An 18,036-nucleotide genomic window follows, 5' to 3' on the forward strand; every position below is an offset into this window, starting at 1 on the left:
GGAAGGTGATAATAAAAGGGTATACCTTCCATGGTATATCTTATAGCACTGAAGGAGAGCTCTATGAAAAAGCAAATCTTGGGTTTGATGTCGCTGGCGTTGGCGGCTTCTAACTCGACTGCAATTGCAGGAACTAATCATAACAACGATAACCTGGTGGGGAAGGTTCCATTTTTAACGACCACGTCAATGGATTTTAGTGACGCAAACTCCCCAATCCATCCTTTTACTAACTCCGCATTACCTAACCCTCCATCGGATGTGTATGACGGTAATCTGTTTCAGTTACGTCATGACTACCCAGCGACTGCTGCGGTGAAAACATCGCCACCATGGAAAAAGGTGACTAATAACGGTTTGATCACTCAGCAAAATGCCATGGCTTATGTCGAGGCATTAAAAAGTTACGTATCTGCTGACATGCGAAAGCTTATTTATGATTATGACAACTGGAACGCAAGTGAAGAGCCTTGGTGGCAGTCTATCTGGTTAGGTACAGAGCGAGAGCCGATTCATGGCTTTTATGTGGGCTCCGGTTTTCCTGCAGGAACGCTGACTCATCAAAAGCTCGATCTAACCACTTATGTACTGACGTTATATGATGATACTGCTGCAGCAACCTTGGGCAATATCTGGGGAACAAGTTTAGCTCAAGCCTATGCGCCGAATATCACTAATCCTGGAGCGCAGTACGCAGAGGGCAGTGTCATTGTGAAGTTTGCTTTTGTGACCCCTTGTGGTGCCGATTGGTCACCGATGGAAGGTACAGCTTCGTTGCCGATTTATGCTCCTTTGAATTCGAGCAATGGCTCAGGTAACAACCCTGATAAATCGCAGTGTCCGAATAACGGCTCGGAGGGTTCAGTATCAGAGCCATCGCTGACCAATATTTACTTAATGCAGTTTGATATTATTGTTAAGGATAGCGAAGCCGCACCTGAAACCGGCTGGGTTTTCTCGACGCTGATCTATGACAAGAATGCTCCAGGCGACGACTCGTGGGATAAAATGGTGCCGTTAGGCGCAACTTGGGGTGGTAATCCAGACGTGATCAATACCTCAAGCGAAGCACTGACGCCGCCAGCACAAGTGAATACGAAGTTGACTCAAAACTGGATAAACATGAACACACCAGAGTACGCGCGCTCCACACTTGGTTGGGACGGTCGTTTATCAGGACCTAACGATGGTGCGGTAGTGACGCCAGCTTGGGCTGGTGGCCATTATTATCCAGCAGGTCTGTCAACAGCAGGTTGCTTAGGCTGCCACAGTTCAGCGCAGTACAACCCTGAGAGCTTAACCACAGACCAGCCAAACATGACCTCGTTCTTGTTACCGTCTACCACTCAGCCGCCGCAGGTCAGCGCACCGCCACTATCGAGTGGGCCAAAGAATAGTTTGGTGCTTACAGAGCCAGGTTCGGCACTATGGATGAAGTGGTTCCAAAGCCGTGCAGGGGATGAACCAATGGACCCAAAACAAGTGGCTTTGGATTATGACATGGTGACTGCGTTTAAAGCGATTCCGATGTGGCAAGCAGCATTAAAAGCCATGAACCAGGAAGACTCGATAAAAGTTAATGCTTCTCTTAAGCGTAAAGCTCACTAATCATGTCTTTTGATGAAAACGCTTACCAAGAGCTCACCGAAGAGGTGATAACATTTTGGTTTGGTGCACCCGACTCTGCCGAGTTGGGTGCCAACCGTGCTATTTGGTTTGACTCTAATCCTGCGTTTGATGATGAAATTCGTGAGCGTTTTGGGGAAGCCAACCAGCAAGCCGCTGCTGGTCAACTGGATGCCATGATGCAAACTCAACGAGGCTCGCTAGCGTTAATTATTCTACTGGACCAGTTTTCAAGGAATATCTATCGCGGTAAGGCTGAAGCCTTTGCGAATGATTTGAAAGCAAGGGATGTAGCTCAACAGTCGCTGGATAAACGCTTTGATCAAGGCCTTTTAACCGTTCAACGTAAGTTTATGTACTTACCTTTTGAGCATGCTGAAGATCTGACCTTGCAAGATAAAAGCGTTGAATTGTTTATAACACTTGGCGATAACAATTCGACCAGTCACGCTCTGTGTCATCGTGATCAAATTATTCGTTTTGGTCGTTTCCCCGACCGCAATAGAGCCTTAGGAAGGAAAAGTACTTTGGCTGAGCAAAGGTTTCTGGAAAAACCGTTTTGCTAGTGCGGCTTGAGTGATTCTAAGTCTTGAGGATTAACATCTACTCTCAACACTTCTAGGTAAGGTCTGTATTTTCGCCACTCCCATACTCCATCAAGTAATTGGATATTGGTAAGACCAAATTTTTTCATGTCCTCAATAGAGTAATCGTAACCAAGAGTCTCATTAAAGTAGTGATATAAGAAGTTCCAAAAAGTGAGCTTTAATTCTTTGTGGCCATACTCACCTAACAAAGGATGCACATTAATTCTTTTATAAAACCTATTTTCAGCTGTTCGCCAGTTTACGGCATTCTGCTCACCTTGCTCGACACGATCATTAACGTTCTCTTGATATGAGTTACCATGCCAAATTAAAGCGGAGTCTTTATATAAGTATTTCTTTGTTCCAGCAGGGAATACGTAATTAGCGCAGGATGAAGCGCATCCTTTGCCAACAATGACATCAAGTTGATTATCGAAAACCCAATTACCTAATCTGATTCCCTCCATGACGTCACCACCCTTACTTGTTATTTGAAGTTTCGTTGGCTTTTCTGGAAGTGATCTATAAAGCTCAAAAATACGTTTGTTGGCGTCTTTGTTGATTCCCCCATCGTAATGCAGAACATGGTTAACACCTAAAAAGACTTTTGTTTTGGATTCCAGAGTTTTAGTATTTTTTAGTGTTGAGCAGCCCGAGATGAGCAGGAAAGCAGTTAGAAGTAATAGTCGGTAAAACATCGTAAACGTCCTTGTTAACAGCTTAGATAGTAAAGTAGTGCTCAGCTACCGAATCACCCTCAATCGTTAGGTAATGACCTTTTTCGCCCCAGTCACTTAAAACGATTCGCTGACAGTGTTTACCCTCGACTTCGATATCGTGAAAGTCTGGGCGATGGGTATGACCGTGAATTAATACCTGCGCTTTGTGGTCTTTCAGCACCTCTTCAACCGCTTGAGGGTGAACGTCAGTGATGGCGCTGGCTTTGTTCTCTTGAGCTTCGCGACTTTTACCACGTAAGTCAGCCGCGATACCTCTGCGTACTTCTAGCGGTTGTGACAATAATTGTTGTTGCCACTGCTCGGAGCGCACCATTTCACGAAACTGCATATACTCTTTGTCATCCCAACACAGGCTATCACCATGCATCATAATGGCTTGTTTATCGCCAAGCTGGATAGGATGTACTTCAGGTAACAACTCGCCACCTGTTTTATCAGCGAATGTATCACCTAATAAGAAGTCACGGTTTCCGTGTTGGAAGTACAACTTTTTTCCACTGTCAGAATAAGCTTTAAAAAGCGCGATTGTTGACTCAACAAATGTGGAGTCATCATCATCGCCAATCCAGCTTTCGTATAAATCACCGAGCACATACAGCTCGTTAGACTGTGGCGCGATTTCCTGCATAAAATGCTCAAAGAGCGCCGTTAAATCGGGGCGCTCTTCGCAAAGGTGTAGGTCGGAAATTACTAACGTCATACTTAGCCGTTAATCTCAGCTTTCTCGATAAGCACTGTCTCAGTCGGAACATCTTGGTGCATGCTGTAACTGCCTGTAGGAACTTCTTTAATGGCGTTAACCACGTCCATACCTTCAGTGACTTTACCGAATACACAGTAACCCCAGCCGTTCATAGATTCATTTTTAAAGTTCAAGAAGTCGTTATCATTAACGTTAATAAAGAACTGGCACGATGCTGAGTGTGGCTCCATAGTGCGGGCCATAGCAACGGTGCCGACTTCGTTGGCTAAGCCATTATTCGCTTCGTTAGCAATTGGCTCCTTGGTCTCTTTCTGCTCCATATCCGCCGTAAAACCGCCACCCTGAATCATAAAGTTAGGAATCACGCGGTGGAAAATCGTACCGTCATAATGACCTTCTTCAACATAGCTCAAGAAATTCTTAACCGTTTCAGGCGCTTTGTCCTGATATAACTCAAGAGTGATGTCGCCGTGGTTGGTGGTGAACGTGACTGTAGGATTGCTCATGGGGATTTCCTCAAAATTAGTGATTTAGCCTTGTTTAAGCTAGCCTGCACGTAACTTGAACGCTACAATGCTAGGCTGTTTGGCGCATATGATACTTATTTTAGTATTAAATTGCGATTTTAGCGAAAAATAGTCGACATAGAACAGTCAGAAGAGAAGTGAGCATGTTACAGATTTACAACAACTTAAACCGTCAAAAAGAACCTTTCAAGCCATTAGAAGAAGGCAAGGTATCCATGTATGTGTGTGGCGTGACGGTTTATGATCTGTGTCATATTGGACATGCGCGCACTTATGCAGCTTTTGACGTGATTAATCGCTATCTAAAGTTTAAAGGTTATGACGTCAACTATGTCCGCAACATCACGGATATTGACGACAAAATCATCAACCGCGCCAATGAAACTGACCAAGCCTTCGAGGATGTGACGGAAAAGTTCATTGGCGAAATGTATCAAGACTTTGATGCCATTGGCCTTCAACGTCCAGATATTGAGCCGCGTGCCACTGCTACCATGGCTGAAATCATCGAGATGAACCAAACCTTGATTGAAAAGGGTGCGGCCTATGCCACGGAAGACGGTGATGTCTATTTCCATGTCCCAGCCTACGATGATTACGGTAAATTAAGCCGCCAAGACTTAACACAACTCAATGCGGGCGAGCGTATTGATGTTCGTGACTCGAAAAAGGATCCGATGGATTTTGCCTTATGGAAAGCAGCAAAGCCAGGCGAGCCTTCATGGGATTCGCCGTGGGGTCAAGGGCGTCCTGGTTGGCATATTGAATGTTCTGCCATGAGCAAAAAGTGCTTAGGCGAAACTTTTGATATTCATGGTGGTGGTTCAGATTTACAGTTCCCACACCATGAAAACGAAATCGCGCAGTCAGAATGTGCTAACGGTTGCACCTTTGCCAAGACTTGGATTCACACCGGCATGGTGCAAGTAGATAAAGAAAAGATGTCAAAATCGCTTGGCAACTTTTTCACCATCCGTGATGTATTGAAGCAATATCGTGCGGAATCGGTGCGCTATTTCTTAATGAGCGGCCACTATCGCAGTCAGCTGAGTTATACGCAGGCCAATATTGAATCCGCTGACGCCAGTTTAGAGCGCTTGTACACGGCACTAAGAGGTGTGGATTTATCGCAAGCCACAGGCGAGTCTTTGGACATTATGGAAAAAGCACAAACTGATTTTGTCAAAGCGATGGATGATGACTTTAATGTGCCAGAAGCCATGCCTGTGTTGTTTGACTTAGCCAAAGAAGTCAACCGCCTGAAAGCTAGCGATATGCCCAAAGCGGCAACTATCGCGGTGAAACTGAAAGAGCTCGCTGGCGTGTTGAGTTTGTTGCAGCAAGATCCTGAGGAGTTCTTAAAGTCCGCCGCCGGTGACAGCGATGTGTCTGATGACGAAATTGATGCCTTGATCCAACAGCGTCTACAAGCTCGCGCCGATAAAAACTGGGCGCTTGCTGATAAAATTCGAGATCAACTTAATGCTCTGAATATCGAGCTAGAGGATGGGGCGGGTGGTACAAGCTGGCGTCGTAAGTAGCAAGTAAAGAGATTTTTTGGGTGGTAGTGTTAATATGAGGATGAAAGAGTTAGAAGGAGAAAATATTCTTGCGATAGAGTTACCGGCTGATGAAAGTTACTTAAAGTTTGTAGTTTCAGCACCAGAAAACTCAGGGTTCTCTACTTTAAACGCTCGCTTCTTTAATAGTGATGGACATAAAGTCGAAGTGGAGTTTTTAACCCTTCATCTAAACTTGCTTTGGGATTCTGATGATGACTCAGTAACACTTGGCGAGTTTGAGTCTGTTGACTTGGCAGATGGAGGCTATTTGATTTCAGGTGATTTCGGCCAGGTAGTGGTGCGCTGTAACTCGTGTTCTCCAAACATCTGATATTGCGTTAAATCTATGTGATAAAGATATCAGGCTGACTTCCTTCTCAAATCATTAAACACCGATAACTCCCAGTTTCTCAAACCAACCACTAAGCTTGTCCCTTTCTTTTCATCCAAGGTTAAACTTTTGTCTTGGCTTAACTGTTGTCGATAAGCAGTACCCAATTCCTCAATTAACTCCTGAATCTTTTTGTTGGATTCGTCGCTGAGCATGCCTGAAATAAATAAAATCTTTTCCGTGGGCTGATCAAAACGTGAGTTAAAAAACTCACTTTGAATATGCTCGGCGAAGAACTTGCGTACTGGGCCATCCGTTTGCCATTTAAAGTGCGGGCTTACTCTTTTCCGTATCCGGTTATTGGGCAGTAGCTCAATAAAATGTATGCGATCCAGTTTAGCCAAGTACTGAATCAGTTGATGTTCTGTAAACTGGTAGCGCGCTAACATATCCTCAAACGTCCAATCGGATAAACACAGTTGAGCGACCAGTAATAACCGGTAATCCGTGATTAACTCTTCTTCTTGCTCCAAGGTTAACTCAGAAATCTTGTGCTGTTGACTTTGCGCGCTCTGTGCAAGCTGGAGTATATCCATGTGAAGTAGGTTGCAGATTACCTCTAAACGTTCTACTGACAGCTTGTTTTGTGAAAAGATGCGTTTAACGTTAGCTTCACTCATGGATAAATGCTTGGCTAAGTCTTTATAGGTCACACCCTGGCTACGCAGGTGCTGCTTTAATGTTTCTAGTAACTGCGTTGTTTGTCTGCTCATAAAACCCTACAAAAGTATATTTATACAATACCAGCGGCGTACTTTATGGAGACTATAACATAAAAGGTGGCTTTTTGATCGTCCTTATGGGAATTTAGGACCATCAATGCTTAGCAAGATGTGTAAATCAAGCCCAAGCAATAAAACAAAGGATTCAACATGATTTCAGTCTATCAACTCAAACCTAAGTTTCAGCAACTATTACGACCGCTGACTAACGGTCTAGCGAAGGCGGGCGTTACAGCGAATCAAGTGACGGTCTTCGCGATGCTATTAAGCATTGCTACGGGGGCTTTCATCGTGTGGCAACAAAGTCTCGTCTGGTTTTATCTTCTTCCTGCCGTGTTGTTTGTGCGCATGGCGTTGAACGCTATTGACGGCATGTTAGCGCGTGAGCACAACCAAAAGTCTAAGCTAGGTGCTTACCTGAATGAGCTGGGCGACGTTGTTTCCGATACTGCGTTGTTTTTACCGTTATTTATCTTGCCTCAGGTGTCCCCATGGCTCGTTGGTGCTTTTATTTTTATGGCGATTCTTGTTGAGTTTGTGGGGGTGATGGCGTCAATGGTGGGCAAGCAACGTCAGTACCAAGGCCCCATGGGGAAAAGTGATCGAGCATTAGTGTTAGGTCTATTAGGAATTGTTTTACCACTTTGGCCAGCGATGGGCAGTTACATTAATTATGTGCTGATGGGTGCGATTGCGCTATCGGTGGTGACAATGATTAACCGCATCAGAGCAGCGCTTTAATTACTGAATAAAAAGAATTTTAAGGAGAACCTTATGTTATTTGATTTTGAAAGTATGAGGGCAGTAACTCAAGTCTTTGTGTTTCTATTGGCGGGGCTGTCTTTGGCAACGGTGATTGGCTGGGTATTATCGCTGACGAATAAACAGAAAGATTACACCGAGTTAAAGCAGCGTATTAATTCGTGGTGGATCATGATTGGTATTTTTGGCCTAGCGTTAGTAATGGGGCCTTTAGTGACTGTGTTGCTGTTTGCCATGCTGAGTTTTATCGCGCTAAAAGAGTATTTCTCGATGACGCCGACGCGGTTGGTGGATCGTAAAGTATTGTTCTGGGCCTACTTGACCATCCCACTTCAGTACTACTGGATTGCGACTGGCTGGTACGGCATGTTCATTATTTTTATCCCTGTTTATGCCTTCCTCTTCATACCATTCCGCATGGTGCTGGCTGGCGAAACAAAAAACTATTTACGCGCAGTAGGTAATATTCACTGGGGCTTAATGTTAACGGTCTTTACGTTAAGTCATCTTGCGTACTTGGTAATGTTACCGAGCGAAGGGGAGTATCAGTCGTTAACCATGTCAGGCGACGGAGCAGCGTTACTGCTTTACCTCGTGATGCTGACTCAGCTAAATGATGTGGCGCAATATGTTTGGGGTAAGATTTTGGGCACAACGCCAATTGCACCGACTATTAGCCCTAACAAAACACGTGAAGGTTTAATTGGTGGTGTCATTACCACAGGTGTACTCGCCATGATTTTAGCAGGGTTGTTAACGCCAATGATCTGGTGGCAGGGCCTGTTGGTTGGTTTGGGTATTGGTATCGCAGGCTTTATTGGTGACGTATCTCTATCAGCGATTAAACGTGATATTGGTATTAAAGACTCAGGTCAGTTAATCCCTGGTCATGGCGGTATCTTGGATCGCCTCGATAGTCTGACGTTTACTGCGCCCTTGTTCTTCCACGTTATGCGCTACTTTTACTTCTAAGGAGGGAATGAGTATGAAGTACATTAACTTAGCACTTCGTTGGTTGTTTTTTGCCGTGATCATTAAGCCTATCGTCAAAATCGTTATTGGCTTGCGTTATCAAAATACGCCTATTCTTCCGAAGGATGGGCCTGCAATTTTGATCGCCAATCATAATAGCCACCTTGATACCATGGTGTTGATTTCATTATTACCACTGAACATATTGCATAAAGTGAAACCAGTAGCCGCTGCGGACTATTTCTTAAAAAATAAATTTTTGGCGTGGTTTGCCTTAAATATTATCGGTATTTTGCCGATTGAGCGTCAGGGTAAAGATAAAAGCGTTAACCCAATTGAGCAGTGCGCGAAAGCACTCGATAGCGGCAAGATCTTAATTTTCTTCCCAGAAGGTTCACGTGGCGAGCCAGAGAAGATGACCGATTTGAAATATGGCGTGGTAAAGCTGGCTGAACGCTGTCCTAATGTTCCACTTTACCCAATTTATATGCACGGCCTAGGAAAGACTTTGCCCAAAGGCGATGCACTATTTGTACCGTTTTTTTGCGATGTGGTGTTTTCAGAACCGATGACATATGAAGCAAATAGTGAAGGCTTTTATGAAAACGTCAAAACACGCTTCGCTACCTTGCAGGATTCGGTTAAGTTACCGAAGTGGGATTAGTATATGGAGTTTAGGATGAAGTTGAAAGTTATAGTGGCTGCAATTGGTATAATGTTCGTCTCAGCGTGCACTATGGGTTATGACGAGTTACAGGCAATGTGTAAGAAAGATGCTGGAACTGTTATTTATGAGCGAGTGGAGGTTGATGGTTACTACAGCGATAATTGTACAGGACCTTGTTGGTCAGAATTGTTACATGACCAGTTTGAGTTCGTTGAAATCTATAACCCGACCGAAAGAGACTTTTATAATCCAGGGAAAGGGTATTGGCATATTTATCTTTCTAAGCAGGGAGATGAAAATTGTTATTCACGAGTAACATCTAGACAGGAGCATCGGCTTGATTCTGGGCAATGCATTGCTTTTAAGAAAATTGATAAACCAACAGCTATATATGGATATAAGCATGAACTGAGTGATACTTTTATCCTTAAAAATTATTATGGTTCAGAAATTTCAAAGTATATAACAACGGCTTATAGAATCTCGGATAATAAAGTTTTAGCAGAAAGTGTAGACTACAGGTTGGATAGGGACCCTAGCACTACAGGCGATGGCGGTGGAGTTGGATGTAAACGGTCTGGTAGTGGAAAAGAGCCTTTAAAATATATGAAGACAGAAGTTTTTGAATAAGTGGTGCGCCTTGACGCACCATTCAAAAACCTAAAACTTACAGAATTAAAGCTAATAAAGCACAAATCGCTAATGCGATGCCAAGTGGAATCTGAATCGAGGTTAGCTTTCGTGCTGCTTGAGCACCTTTTTCTTGGGCGGTTTCATTTTTTGATAATAGCTTTTCCGACAGTAACCCATAAGAAAGAATAAAGCCGACCAATATCATCAAAATTTGCATAATAAGGCTAAATAGACCAGCCGAGTATTTCATCATGGCACCTAAGTGCGCCAAGCTGTGGAACAAGAAGTAATACAGGCCTAAGATCAGTAAGATAACACCGATTACGCCTTGATAAGGCGCCAGTTTTTTTAAGGCGTTACCTGCGTCTTGTGACTTTTGAGCAATAAGGCTAGAAGCCGCCAGTAAGCCACCGATTATGGCAAGGATAGGTATAAGAATATCCATCGTTGAGTCCTTTGTTAGAATGAGTTGCTTAGAGATTAGCGCAAGTCATTGAACTCAAATAGGTTTTTTATGGGAAAAGGTGAGCCAATTCACACTCAGTGGAACTGGCTCGACCAGAAAGTTTTAGTCGTGCAGGTGTTCGCAAGCAAAAAGGGTGTTGCTCATCAGCATGGCAACGGTCATGGGACCAACACCGCCTGGAACGGGTGTAATCCATGAAGCGCGCTCTTTAGCAACGTCAAACTCAACATCGCCTGCCAGTTTGCCGCTTTCAAGACGATTAATGCCAACATCAATCACAATGGCACCCGGCTTGATCCAGTCGCCTTTGACCATGTTAGGAATACCTACGCCAACAACCACAATATCTGCTTCCGAGACTTTTTTCGCTAAGTCTTTGGTTTTACTGTGAGTAAAGGTTACTGTGCAGCGTTCCATCAGTAGTTCTAAGCCCATAGGTCGGCCCACAATGTTGGATACGCCAACCACTACGGCGTCTTTACCGATTAGGTCGATCCCCGTTTCTTTCAGCATCACCATGACACCATAAGGCGTACATGGACGCATCGTAGGCATCTTTTGTGCCAAGCGGCCCATATTATAAGGGTGGAAACCATCAACATCTTTATCTGCTTTGATTCGCTCAAGAATAACGTTCGAATCCAAATGAGCCGGTAGCGGTAATTGAACCAAAATTCCGTCAATGGCTGGGTCGTCATTCAGCAAATCGATCTGTTCAAGCAGGGCGTCTTGTGTTGTGTCATCTTCCATCACAATTTTGCGAGAAATGAAGCCAACCTTTTCACAAGCTTCGACCTTTTTGTTAACATAGATTTGAGACGCGGGATCCACTCCAACAAGGATCACCGCCAGACCCGGCGCGCGCAGGCCTTTGTCTAGGCGAGCCTTTACTTTTAGGGCTAATTCGTCTTTAACTTTGGCTGAGATGGCATTGCCATCAAGGATTTGAGCAGTCATGCAGATTAAATTCAAATGATTGTTTGAAAGGCGCTATTGTCGCAATATTGAGCAACATACTCAATGCTTTTATAAGCAACGAAGAAAATAGAAAAAAAGCGACGAAAAGTGTTGACGGGTATGGGGGAAATCAGTAATATGCGCGTCTCGCAGGGGCAAGCCCCTTGAGACAAAAATCGGAGATTAGCGCAGTCTGGTAGCGCGCCTGCTTTGGGTGCAGGATGTCGGGGGTTCAAATCCCTCATCTCCGACCAATTTATTTCTCGCCTCGACGTCAGGATTTAACATGCGTCCGTAGCTCAGTCGGATAGAGCAACGGCCTTCTAAGCCGTGGGTCGCAGGTTCGAATCCTGCCGGACGCGCCATACTTTAAGTAAGATGGTGGTAAGCGGCCGAGTCGGGGGAGTAGAGGTTGATGGTGGGCGTAGCTCAGTTGGTAGAGCCCCGGATTGTGATTCCGGTTGTCGTGGGTTCAAATCCCATCGTCCACCCCAGATTCTTGTAAGGCCAGCATTAACGCTGAGCAGGAATTACAATATGGTTCGATGAGGGCTCAGGGCCCGCAGTCAAAACGCGAAAGTGGTGGAATTGGTAGACACGCTGGATTTAGGTTCCAGTGCCGCGAGGCGTGAGAGTTCGAGTCTCTCCTTTCGCACCATCTTTATCTCAGCTTATAAAGGTTGGTAAAGATGGCTCCTCCCTAACAGTCTTCATCTGAAAACCTGGTCATATATATTAATAGCTATGTAGATAGCGAATCGGAGATCAGCGAATGCAAGTTTCAGTTGAAGCCAGTAACGGTTTAGAAAGAAAATTAGTTATCGATGTGCCTGCCGAGAATATCGACGGCGCAGTTCAAAAACGCCTTCAAGAAATGACACGTACCGTTAAAATGAACGGTTTCCGTCCAGGCAAAGTCCCTTTTAAAGTCGTTAAAAAGCGTTACGGTGATGCCGTTCGCCAAGAGATTCTTGGTGAAGTTATGCAGCGTAACTATTTTGAAGCGATTCAAAAAGAAGAGTTAACGCCAGCCGGTTATCCTCAACTTGAGTTAATCGAAAATAAAGATGGCGAAAACCTTAAGTTCTCAGCAACTTTCGAAGTCTATCCGCAAGTAGAAGTTGCAGACCTTTCTGATTTAGAAATTGAAAAGCCAGCCTCAGACGTGAGCGATGATGATCTGTCAAAAATGATGGATACACTTCGTGAGCAACGCGCTTCATGGGTTGAAGTTAAGCGTAAGGCAAAAGAAGGTGACCAAGTGGTTATCGACTTTAAAGGCTTTATCGATGGTGAAGCGTTCCAAGGCGGAGAAGCTACTCAGTTCCCACTAGAAATCGGTGCTGGTAACATGATCCCTGGTTTCGAAGACCAGCTAGTAGGCGCTTCAGCTGATAGCGACGTCGAAGTTAAAGTGACTTTCCCTGAAGATTACCACGTAGAAGATTTGAAGGGCAAAGAAGCTACTTTCGAGACTCACGTTCACGTGGTTAACAAGAAAGAATTGCCTACAGTAACTGAGCTTGCAGAGCAGCTAGGCGCTGATGATTTAGCGGCATTGAAAGATGACGTTAAGAAAAACATGGAGCGTGAACTTCGTAACGCTATTAAATCACGCGTTAAAGGCGCTGTGATGGATAAGCTTATTGAAAAGCATGAATTCGATATGCCTAAAGCGATGGTTGATCAAGAGATCGACCGTATGCGTCAAGAAATGGCACAGCGTATGAACGCTCCTAAAGATCAAACGCCTGATCTTCCTGCTGACTTATTCGAAGAGCAAGCAACTCGTCGCGTTAAGCTAGGTTTAGTGGTTGCAGAAATCATTAAGTCTGAAGAGCTTAAAGCAGACGAAGCTAAAGTTCGCGCACAGGTTGAAGACTTAGCGTCTGTTTACGAAGAGCCACAAGAAGTGATCGAATGGTACTATGGCGACCCTCAGCGTTTACGCGAAGTAGAGTCGTTGGTATTAGAAGACTCTGTGGTTGACTTGGTGCTAGAAAAAGCTAAAGTAACCGAGAAAGCCGTTAAGTTTGACGAGTTGCTAAATACGAACCAACAGTAAATTTAGCTAACAGTCACATAATTCATTAGAAGCGGATTTATTCCGCTTCTTTTGTCTTTAGATTAAGGAATACTTCTAAAATGAGCAAAATTGATCAACCCATCAGCAATGCTTTAATTCCAATGGTTGTGGAGCAAACCTCGCGTGGCGAGCGCTCTTATGACATCTACTCACGCCTATTGAAAGAGCGTGTTATTTTCTGTGTTGGCCCTGTTGAAGATAATATGGCTAACTCTATCATGGCTCAGATGTTGTTCCTTGAGTCGGATAACCCTGATAAAGATATCTACTTGTACATCAACTCACCTGGTGGTGTGGTGACTGCAGGTATGGGGATTTATGACACCATGCAGTTTATTCGTCCTGATGTATCGACGGTCTGTGTGGGGCAGGCGGCGAGCATGGGAGCTTTATTGCTAGCCGGTGGCGCTGCAGGTAAACGTCACTGCTTGCCCAATTCGCGCATGATGATCCATCAGCCGCTAGGTGGCTTCCAGGGTCAGGCATCGGATATTGCGATTCATGCGCAAGAGATCTACGAGATGAAGAAACGTTTGAACGGAATCTTGGCGCATCACTGTGACAAGCCGGTTGAGCAAGTAGAAAAAGATACTGACCGTGATAACTTCTTATCTGCAGAAGAAGCAGTGGATTACGGGCTGGTCGACTCTATCATTAGCTCACGTAAGTAGATCCGCATCAATTATAAAAAGCCACCTCTGGCTTAGTCAGGGGTGGCTTTTTTTGTATTCAATAAAATCACACTTTTTGTAATTTCACTTGTCTAAACTTTAGATCCGTCCTAAAAATAGATGAAATAAAGACAATAATAATATAGCTGTTGGTAGTTTTAGATTGCTTGCTCAAGCCTGATTAGGAGGTTTGGTATGGATAAGCGTCAACAGTACAATCTCTTCGAGCGGTGTCTTGCTCGTTTTGTGTGGGTTCGTGCTGGTGAAGGTACTGGCATCTTGCTGATGTTTCTTAGCTTGTTTCTCTTAATGCTGTCTTACTACTTGCTTAAAGTCATGCGCGATCCTCTTATTTTATCTGATGGTAGTGCTGAGCTAAAAAGTTATACCACAGCTGCACAAGCTTCAATTCTTCTCGTTGTCATCCCGTTCTTTAACCGTTTTTACTATAAATACTCGAGCCACAAAGATAAGTCGTTGTTTTTGAGGAAAGTGCTCATTTTTTTCTTCACAAATTTGTCACTCTTTATCATCGCTAACCAACTATCTCTGCCTATTGGTATTGCCTTCTATATTTGGCTAGGAGTGTATAGCGTGATCATGGTCGCTCTCTTTTGGGCATTTTGTGCAGACTGTTTTAATGCCATGAGTGGCAAGCGTTTATTCGCGGTAATAGCGGTCGGTGGCACTAGTGGCGCTTGGGTGGGGGCAAAACTGGGCGGTTTTTTATTTCCATTGGTAGGGGTGACAGGGGTTATGTTGATATCGGCATCATTACTCCTATGCCTTAACATATTGACGCACTGGGGATATAAAGCCATTCCGGTAGCATCACGCGGCGATGAAGCAAACAAGCCAAAAACTATCAATCCAGATTGGTGGAGAGGCTTGTCACGATTCTTCCATAACCGTTATTTGCTGTTAATTGCAGTCTTTATTCTGCTTTATAACTGGGTTAACTCGGTAGGGGAGTACGTATTAGCTAAGTTTGTTATCTCGCAGGCTAGCGAAGTCTCCATACGTGGTAGCTATGAAGAACAGCTTTTTATGACTGAGTTCTATTCGGGTTATATTGCTTGGTTTACGCTGATCGGCCTGTTGTTGCAGGTCTTTGTTGTAGCACGGCTGTTTCGGTGGATTGGCGTTGGTGCCTCAATTTTTATTTTGCCTTTTGTGATGGTTATTAACTATAGCCTAATTCTATTTTTTCCGTTCTTTGCGGTAGTTAAGTGGGCATTAATTGCTGAAAACAGCGTTAACTATTCTATTCAGAATACCAGTCGGCATGCATTGTTTTTGCCAGTGTCACGGGAAGATAAATACCTGAGTAAAAATGCTATGGACACGTTTTTTTACCGCTTCGGTGATCTCATGTATGGAGCCAGTGTGGCTATTGGGGTTAACGTGCTAGGGCTAGGGACCTTTGAGTTTATTGCTTTTAATGCTTTGCTGGCCGGACTTTGCTGTTGGACTGCCTTAGCCATTCGCAAGCGCTATAACGCTCAATATGGAGAGATTGATGAGGGGCACCCGCCGGTGCTATCAACTGTGCTTAAACCTCATACCGTACCGGCTGGAAGGAAAAGCATTCTGAACATCCCTCCTGATACTTTCGTAGAGCCTGATGCTGGCGACATTATCCGTTATAAGCTTAAAGGCGCTAATGGTGCTCAACTGCCTGCCTGGTGTCAGTTTGACGATGAGCAGTTAACCGTGGCATTAACTCCTCCCAAAGACCACCAGAATAAACTCAAACTGGAGTTAGTCGCTAGAGATTTTGCCGGTTATGAAGTCAGTACCTATTGGAAAATCACAATCAAGTCTGAGCCTTAAGAAAATTTGTCCAGAATTTTATCCCGTCGAATCAGTAGTGATTGGATTTGCTTTTTATGTAAATAATTGCCTAGGGCTTGCTCTAAACGTTCAACATTTAAGGCTTCCAGCTTACTTCGATATACCGGTGATAAATAATCAGGGCTAGGGCGCTCGTACTCAGGTAGCCCATTTTTAACTCGGAATGCTCGAGTGTGGTCAATTAACCATAAAAAACCGTTGTCAGTGCTATACAATCGATTTCCAGTGTTGCGATCGTCGTTATAAATTAACCAGTCAAAAACATGCATGATATCTTCAGCATCTTGAGTGTTACAGAAGCTGTAGAGCGACTCACCCTTTTCGATAAGCTGTGTGCGACTTACTGAGTCTTCAATCCAATATTGTAGAATCCCTGACTTGCCCTCATAGCGATACTCCATAGTAAAAGGAACCATATACAAACCAAGCATGCGGTCAAGCTCATAAGCAGCGACATCATAAATATACCGATCTGCCACGTTACCTAAACGAAGGTGCCATTTCTTCTGTTGCATATTAGGGTCACTATCGAGGTATTTGAAGATAGCGTTATGCGATCTGCCATTGTGCTCAAAAGTGAGCTTTATGGGGTTGCTATAAAAATCATCAAGCACCTTTGCTTTAATCACTTTCGCTTGGTTAAAAAAGTCAGATAGGTATTCATCGTTGAGGCCATTGGGATACAGGGGCTTACGAACGGGATCAGGGATAGGCGCGGTTGCGGATGAATCGTCTATATTAACCACGCTGAGTGAGTCATCCTCAATCACTACGGCACTCGGGTGACCATTATAATGAGTACGAAGCATTCCTGTGTCGAGTAGGATCAACTTGCCATCAAATCTAGAGCGGACCAAACGGCTGTCATCAGGTGTATGCCCAACTAATAACTGTTTCGCTGAAAAGTGGTTTAACGCCTTATCAAGGGTTTCTTGCTCTGAGTATAGGTGGCAATAAATATTGCCGCGGTACCAAACTGGCCCAAAGGTGGTAAGCATCAGTGATTCAGAGGTATCCAGAAATGCCTCTGCTTTTTGCAGTACGCTTCTTCGGTTGAGGCTTCTAGATTGTATATCTCCATTAAGCAGCGTCCTAGCGACCTGTTTTCGTTCGCCTTTATTGAAGTAATGCTTAAATAATCCGAGATCGATTAATTCATGGTATAGCGTGGCGTATTGTTCTAAGTCATTCCGAAAACGCTGGTTAAGTTCTTCTTCGCTAAGGCCTAGGCTTAGAAGCTGCGGTGATATGCCTCCATGGACATAAATCCTGCCGTTAACGGTTCTTAGGACGTCTTTGCTTAATAACCAGCGACCATAGTAGCCATCGGGTGCAAAGGCTTCGACAAGACCGAAGTAACCCGGAGGGTACATCTCTAAGAACGCTTCTTGACTCTCCTCGTTGTCCTCTCGCTGGCTGTATCGTAAAAAGTCTTGATAGATGTCTTCGCGATAAGCTTTTGATTCTTCGGGAATAAAGGCGGCAAATTCTTCATCAGCCACGTAACGCAGATCCGGCATCATATTCATGGCTTCATGATTTCCAAGTAACGCAATCACTTCATCACCGGCTTTGGCGGCTTCTTTTTCCAGTCGAATCCACAAATCTAAGACCTTTCGTGAGTCAGGGCCTCGGTCGAGATTGTCACCAATAATAACCAGGGAGTCGGTTTCTCCTGTCCAGCGATGATTGTTATCAATGACTTTGCTTCGCTGTAGAACTTGAAGTAAATCCTGATAAGCTCCGTGTACATCTGTGACCGCAACGGTACGTTCAGCAAGGCTAGAACTCGGCAGGACTAGAAGTGCAATTGTTAGCGACCATAAAGTAGCAACGTATCTTAGATTCATAAGAAAAATAGCAACGAAAACATACTCTGAGTATAGCATAAGCCTTCATAGTAAGCAGAAAACACCATAAAACATGGGTGAATTGCAGACTGTGTGATTTGCTTGAATTTTAAGCTGATACAGGCCTTGTGGGGCTTTTTTCTTTTGTTACTTTGAGATATTTGGTACTGTTAGGTTATGGGAAGCTGATTTTGTCAGTGTTTGAGATAGCAAATCGCCTCTTATTACTTGAAAAATCAATAATCAGCCTCATTTCTTGA

Annotated in this window: 18 protein-coding genes and 4 tRNA genes; 15 read left to right on the forward strand and 7 right to left on the reverse strand. The window is 44.2% G+C overall.

All coding sequences use genetic code 11. From position 1 onward, the window contains the following. The first annotated feature begins 63 nt into the window (after window positions 1-63). The gene (locus TQ33_RS02820; protein WP_046560725.1) at window positions 64-1,608 is read left to right on the forward strand and encodes a hypothetical protein; all 1,545 of its coding nucleotides are present in this window, start codon (window positions 64-66) and stop codon (window positions 1,606-1,608) included. Window positions 1,609-1,610: 2 nt separating this feature from the next. Next, complete coding sequence (locus TQ33_RS02825; RefSeq protein WP_046560726.1) at window positions 1,611-2,192, forward strand: DUF924 family protein; 582 nt, start codon at window positions 1,611-1,613, stop codon at window positions 2,190-2,192. Here the strand turns inward: TQ33_RS02825 and TQ33_RS02830 are convergent. From TQ33_RS02830 to TQ33_RS02840, 3 genes are read right to left on the reverse strand one after another with little or no spacing between them, the layout of a single operon-like run. Continuing rightward, a complete protein-coding gene (locus TQ33_RS02830) occupies window positions 2,189-2,911 on the reverse strand; it encodes a hypothetical protein (RefSeq protein ID WP_046560727.1) in 723 nt (240 codons plus the stop codon). The genes TQ33_RS02825 and TQ33_RS02830 overlap by 4 nt on opposite strands. A gap of 22 nt (window positions 2,912-2,933) precedes the next feature. Further along, window positions 2,934-3,653, reverse strand: a complete 720-nt coding sequence (locus TQ33_RS02835; RefSeq protein ID WP_046560728.1) for a UDP-2,3-diacylglucosamine diphosphatase — start codon at window positions 3,651-3,653, stop codon at window positions 2,934-2,936. 2 nt (window positions 3,654-3,655) lie between these two features. Then, window positions 3,656-4,162, reverse strand: coding sequence for a peptidylprolyl isomerase (locus tag TQ33_RS02840; protein ID WP_046560729.1), 507 nt, complete (start codon window positions 4,160-4,162; stop codon window positions 3,656-3,658). A 164-nt stretch (window positions 4,163-4,326) separates the two neighbouring features. Here TQ33_RS02840 and cysS point away from each other — a divergent pair, with 164 nt between their 5' ends. Together cysS and TQ33_RS02850 are read left to right on the forward strand one after the other, a co-directional pair. Beyond that, window positions 4,327-5,724: a cysteine--tRNA ligase gene (cysS, locus tag TQ33_RS02845; RefSeq protein ID WP_046560730.1), complete on the forward strand. Its 1,398-nt coding sequence runs from the start codon at window positions 4,327-4,329 to the stop codon at window positions 5,722-5,724. Window positions 5,725-5,764: 40 nt separating this feature from the next. Then, window positions 5,765-6,076, forward strand: a complete 312-nt coding sequence (locus tag TQ33_RS02850; RefSeq protein ID WP_046560731.1) for a hypothetical protein — start codon at window positions 5,765-5,767, stop codon at window positions 6,074-6,076. A 29-nt stretch (window positions 6,077-6,105) separates the two neighbouring features. Here the strand turns inward: TQ33_RS02850 and TQ33_RS02855 are convergent, their stop codons facing one another. Then, window positions 6,106-6,849: a helix-turn-helix domain-containing protein gene (locus TQ33_RS02855; RefSeq protein WP_046560732.1), complete on the reverse strand. Its 744-nt coding sequence runs from the start codon at window positions 6,847-6,849 to the stop codon at window positions 6,106-6,108. 159 nt (window positions 6,850-7,008) lie between these two features. On the opposite strand from TQ33_RS02855, the gene TQ33_RS02860 reads away from it, so the two are divergent. From TQ33_RS02860 to TQ33_RS02875, 4 genes are read left to right on the forward strand one after another with little or no spacing between them, the layout of a single operon-like run. Further along, window positions 7,009-7,599, forward strand: coding sequence for a CDP-alcohol phosphatidyltransferase family protein (locus TQ33_RS02860; protein WP_046560733.1), 591 nt, complete (start codon window positions 7,009-7,011; stop codon window positions 7,597-7,599). Between the two features lie 33 nt (window positions 7,600-7,632). After that, window positions 7,633-8,592: a phosphatidate cytidylyltransferase gene (locus TQ33_RS02865; RefSeq protein WP_046560734.1), complete on the forward strand. Its 960-nt coding sequence runs from the start codon at window positions 7,633-7,635 to the stop codon at window positions 8,590-8,592. Between the two features lie 13 nt (window positions 8,593-8,605). Next, entirely contained in the window at window positions 8,606-9,256 is a 651-nt protein-coding gene (locus TQ33_RS02870) for a lysophospholipid acyltransferase family protein (protein WP_046560735.1), read from the forward strand. 15 nt (window positions 9,257-9,271) lie between these two features. After that, entirely contained in the window at window positions 9,272-9,889 is a 618-nt protein-coding gene (locus TQ33_RS02875; protein ID WP_046560736.1) for a hypothetical protein, read from the forward strand. A gap of 37 nt (window positions 9,890-9,926) precedes the next feature. On the opposite strand, the gene TQ33_RS02880 is transcribed toward TQ33_RS02875, so the two are convergent. Further along, window positions 9,927-10,337: a hypothetical protein gene (locus TQ33_RS02880; RefSeq protein ID WP_046560737.1), complete on the reverse strand. Its 411-nt coding sequence runs from the start codon at window positions 10,335-10,337 to the stop codon at window positions 9,927-9,929. 123 nt (window positions 10,338-10,460) lie between these two features. Further along, window positions 10,461-11,315, reverse strand: coding sequence for a bifunctional methylenetetrahydrofolate dehydrogenase/methenyltetrahydrofolate cyclohydrolase FolD (gene folD, locus TQ33_RS02885; protein WP_046560738.1), 855 nt, complete (start codon window positions 11,313-11,315; stop codon window positions 10,461-10,463). A 177-nt stretch (window positions 11,316-11,492) separates the two neighbouring features. On the opposite strand from folD, the gene TQ33_RS02890 reads away from it, so the two are divergent. From TQ33_RS02890 to TQ33_RS02920, 7 genes are all read left to right on the forward strand, one after another. After that, window positions 11,493-11,569: transfer RNA gene (locus tag TQ33_RS02890), tRNA-Pro, on the forward strand. 34 nt (window positions 11,570-11,603) lie between these two features. Then, window positions 11,604-11,680 (forward strand) — tRNA-Arg (locus TQ33_RS02895). A 53-nt stretch (window positions 11,681-11,733) separates the two neighbouring features. Continuing rightward, window positions 11,734-11,809, forward strand: a tRNA-His gene (locus tag TQ33_RS02900). A gap of 79 nt (window positions 11,810-11,888) precedes the next feature. Next, a tRNA-Leu gene (locus tag TQ33_RS02905) sits at window positions 11,889-11,973 on the forward strand. Between the two features lie 114 nt (window positions 11,974-12,087). Continuing rightward, on the forward strand, window positions 12,088-13,380 hold the full coding sequence (gene tig, locus TQ33_RS02910) for a trigger factor (RefSeq protein WP_046560739.1): 1,293 nt from the start codon (window positions 12,088-12,090) through the stop codon (window positions 13,378-13,380). A gap of 80 nt (window positions 13,381-13,460) precedes the next feature. Beyond that, the gene (gene clpP, locus TQ33_RS02915) at window positions 13,461-14,072 is read left to right on the forward strand and encodes an ATP-dependent Clp endopeptidase proteolytic subunit ClpP (protein WP_046560740.1); all 612 of its coding nucleotides are present in this window, start codon (window positions 13,461-13,463) and stop codon (window positions 14,070-14,072) included. A 195-nt stretch (window positions 14,073-14,267) separates the two neighbouring features. After that, window positions 14,268-15,905, forward strand: coding sequence for an ATP translocase (locus TQ33_RS02920; RefSeq protein WP_071841088.1), 1,638 nt, complete (start codon window positions 14,268-14,270; stop codon window positions 15,903-15,905). Here the strand turns inward: TQ33_RS02920 and TQ33_RS02925 are convergent. Next, window positions 15,902-17,776 (reverse strand): metallophosphoesterase, encoded by a 1,875-nt coding sequence (locus TQ33_RS02925; protein WP_046562255.1) that lies wholly within the window; start codon window positions 17,774-17,776, stop codon window positions 15,902-15,904. The two genes, TQ33_RS02920 and TQ33_RS02925, sit on opposite strands and share 4 nt — an antisense overlap. Between the last annotated feature and the right edge of the window lie 260 nt (window positions 17,777-18,036).

Origin of the sequence: Kangiella geojedonensis (assembly GCF_000981765.1) — a bacterium.
In the GTDB taxonomy this organism is placed as follows: Bacteria; Pseudomonadota; Gammaproteobacteria; order Enterobacterales; family Kangiellaceae; genus Kangiella; species Kangiella geojedonensis.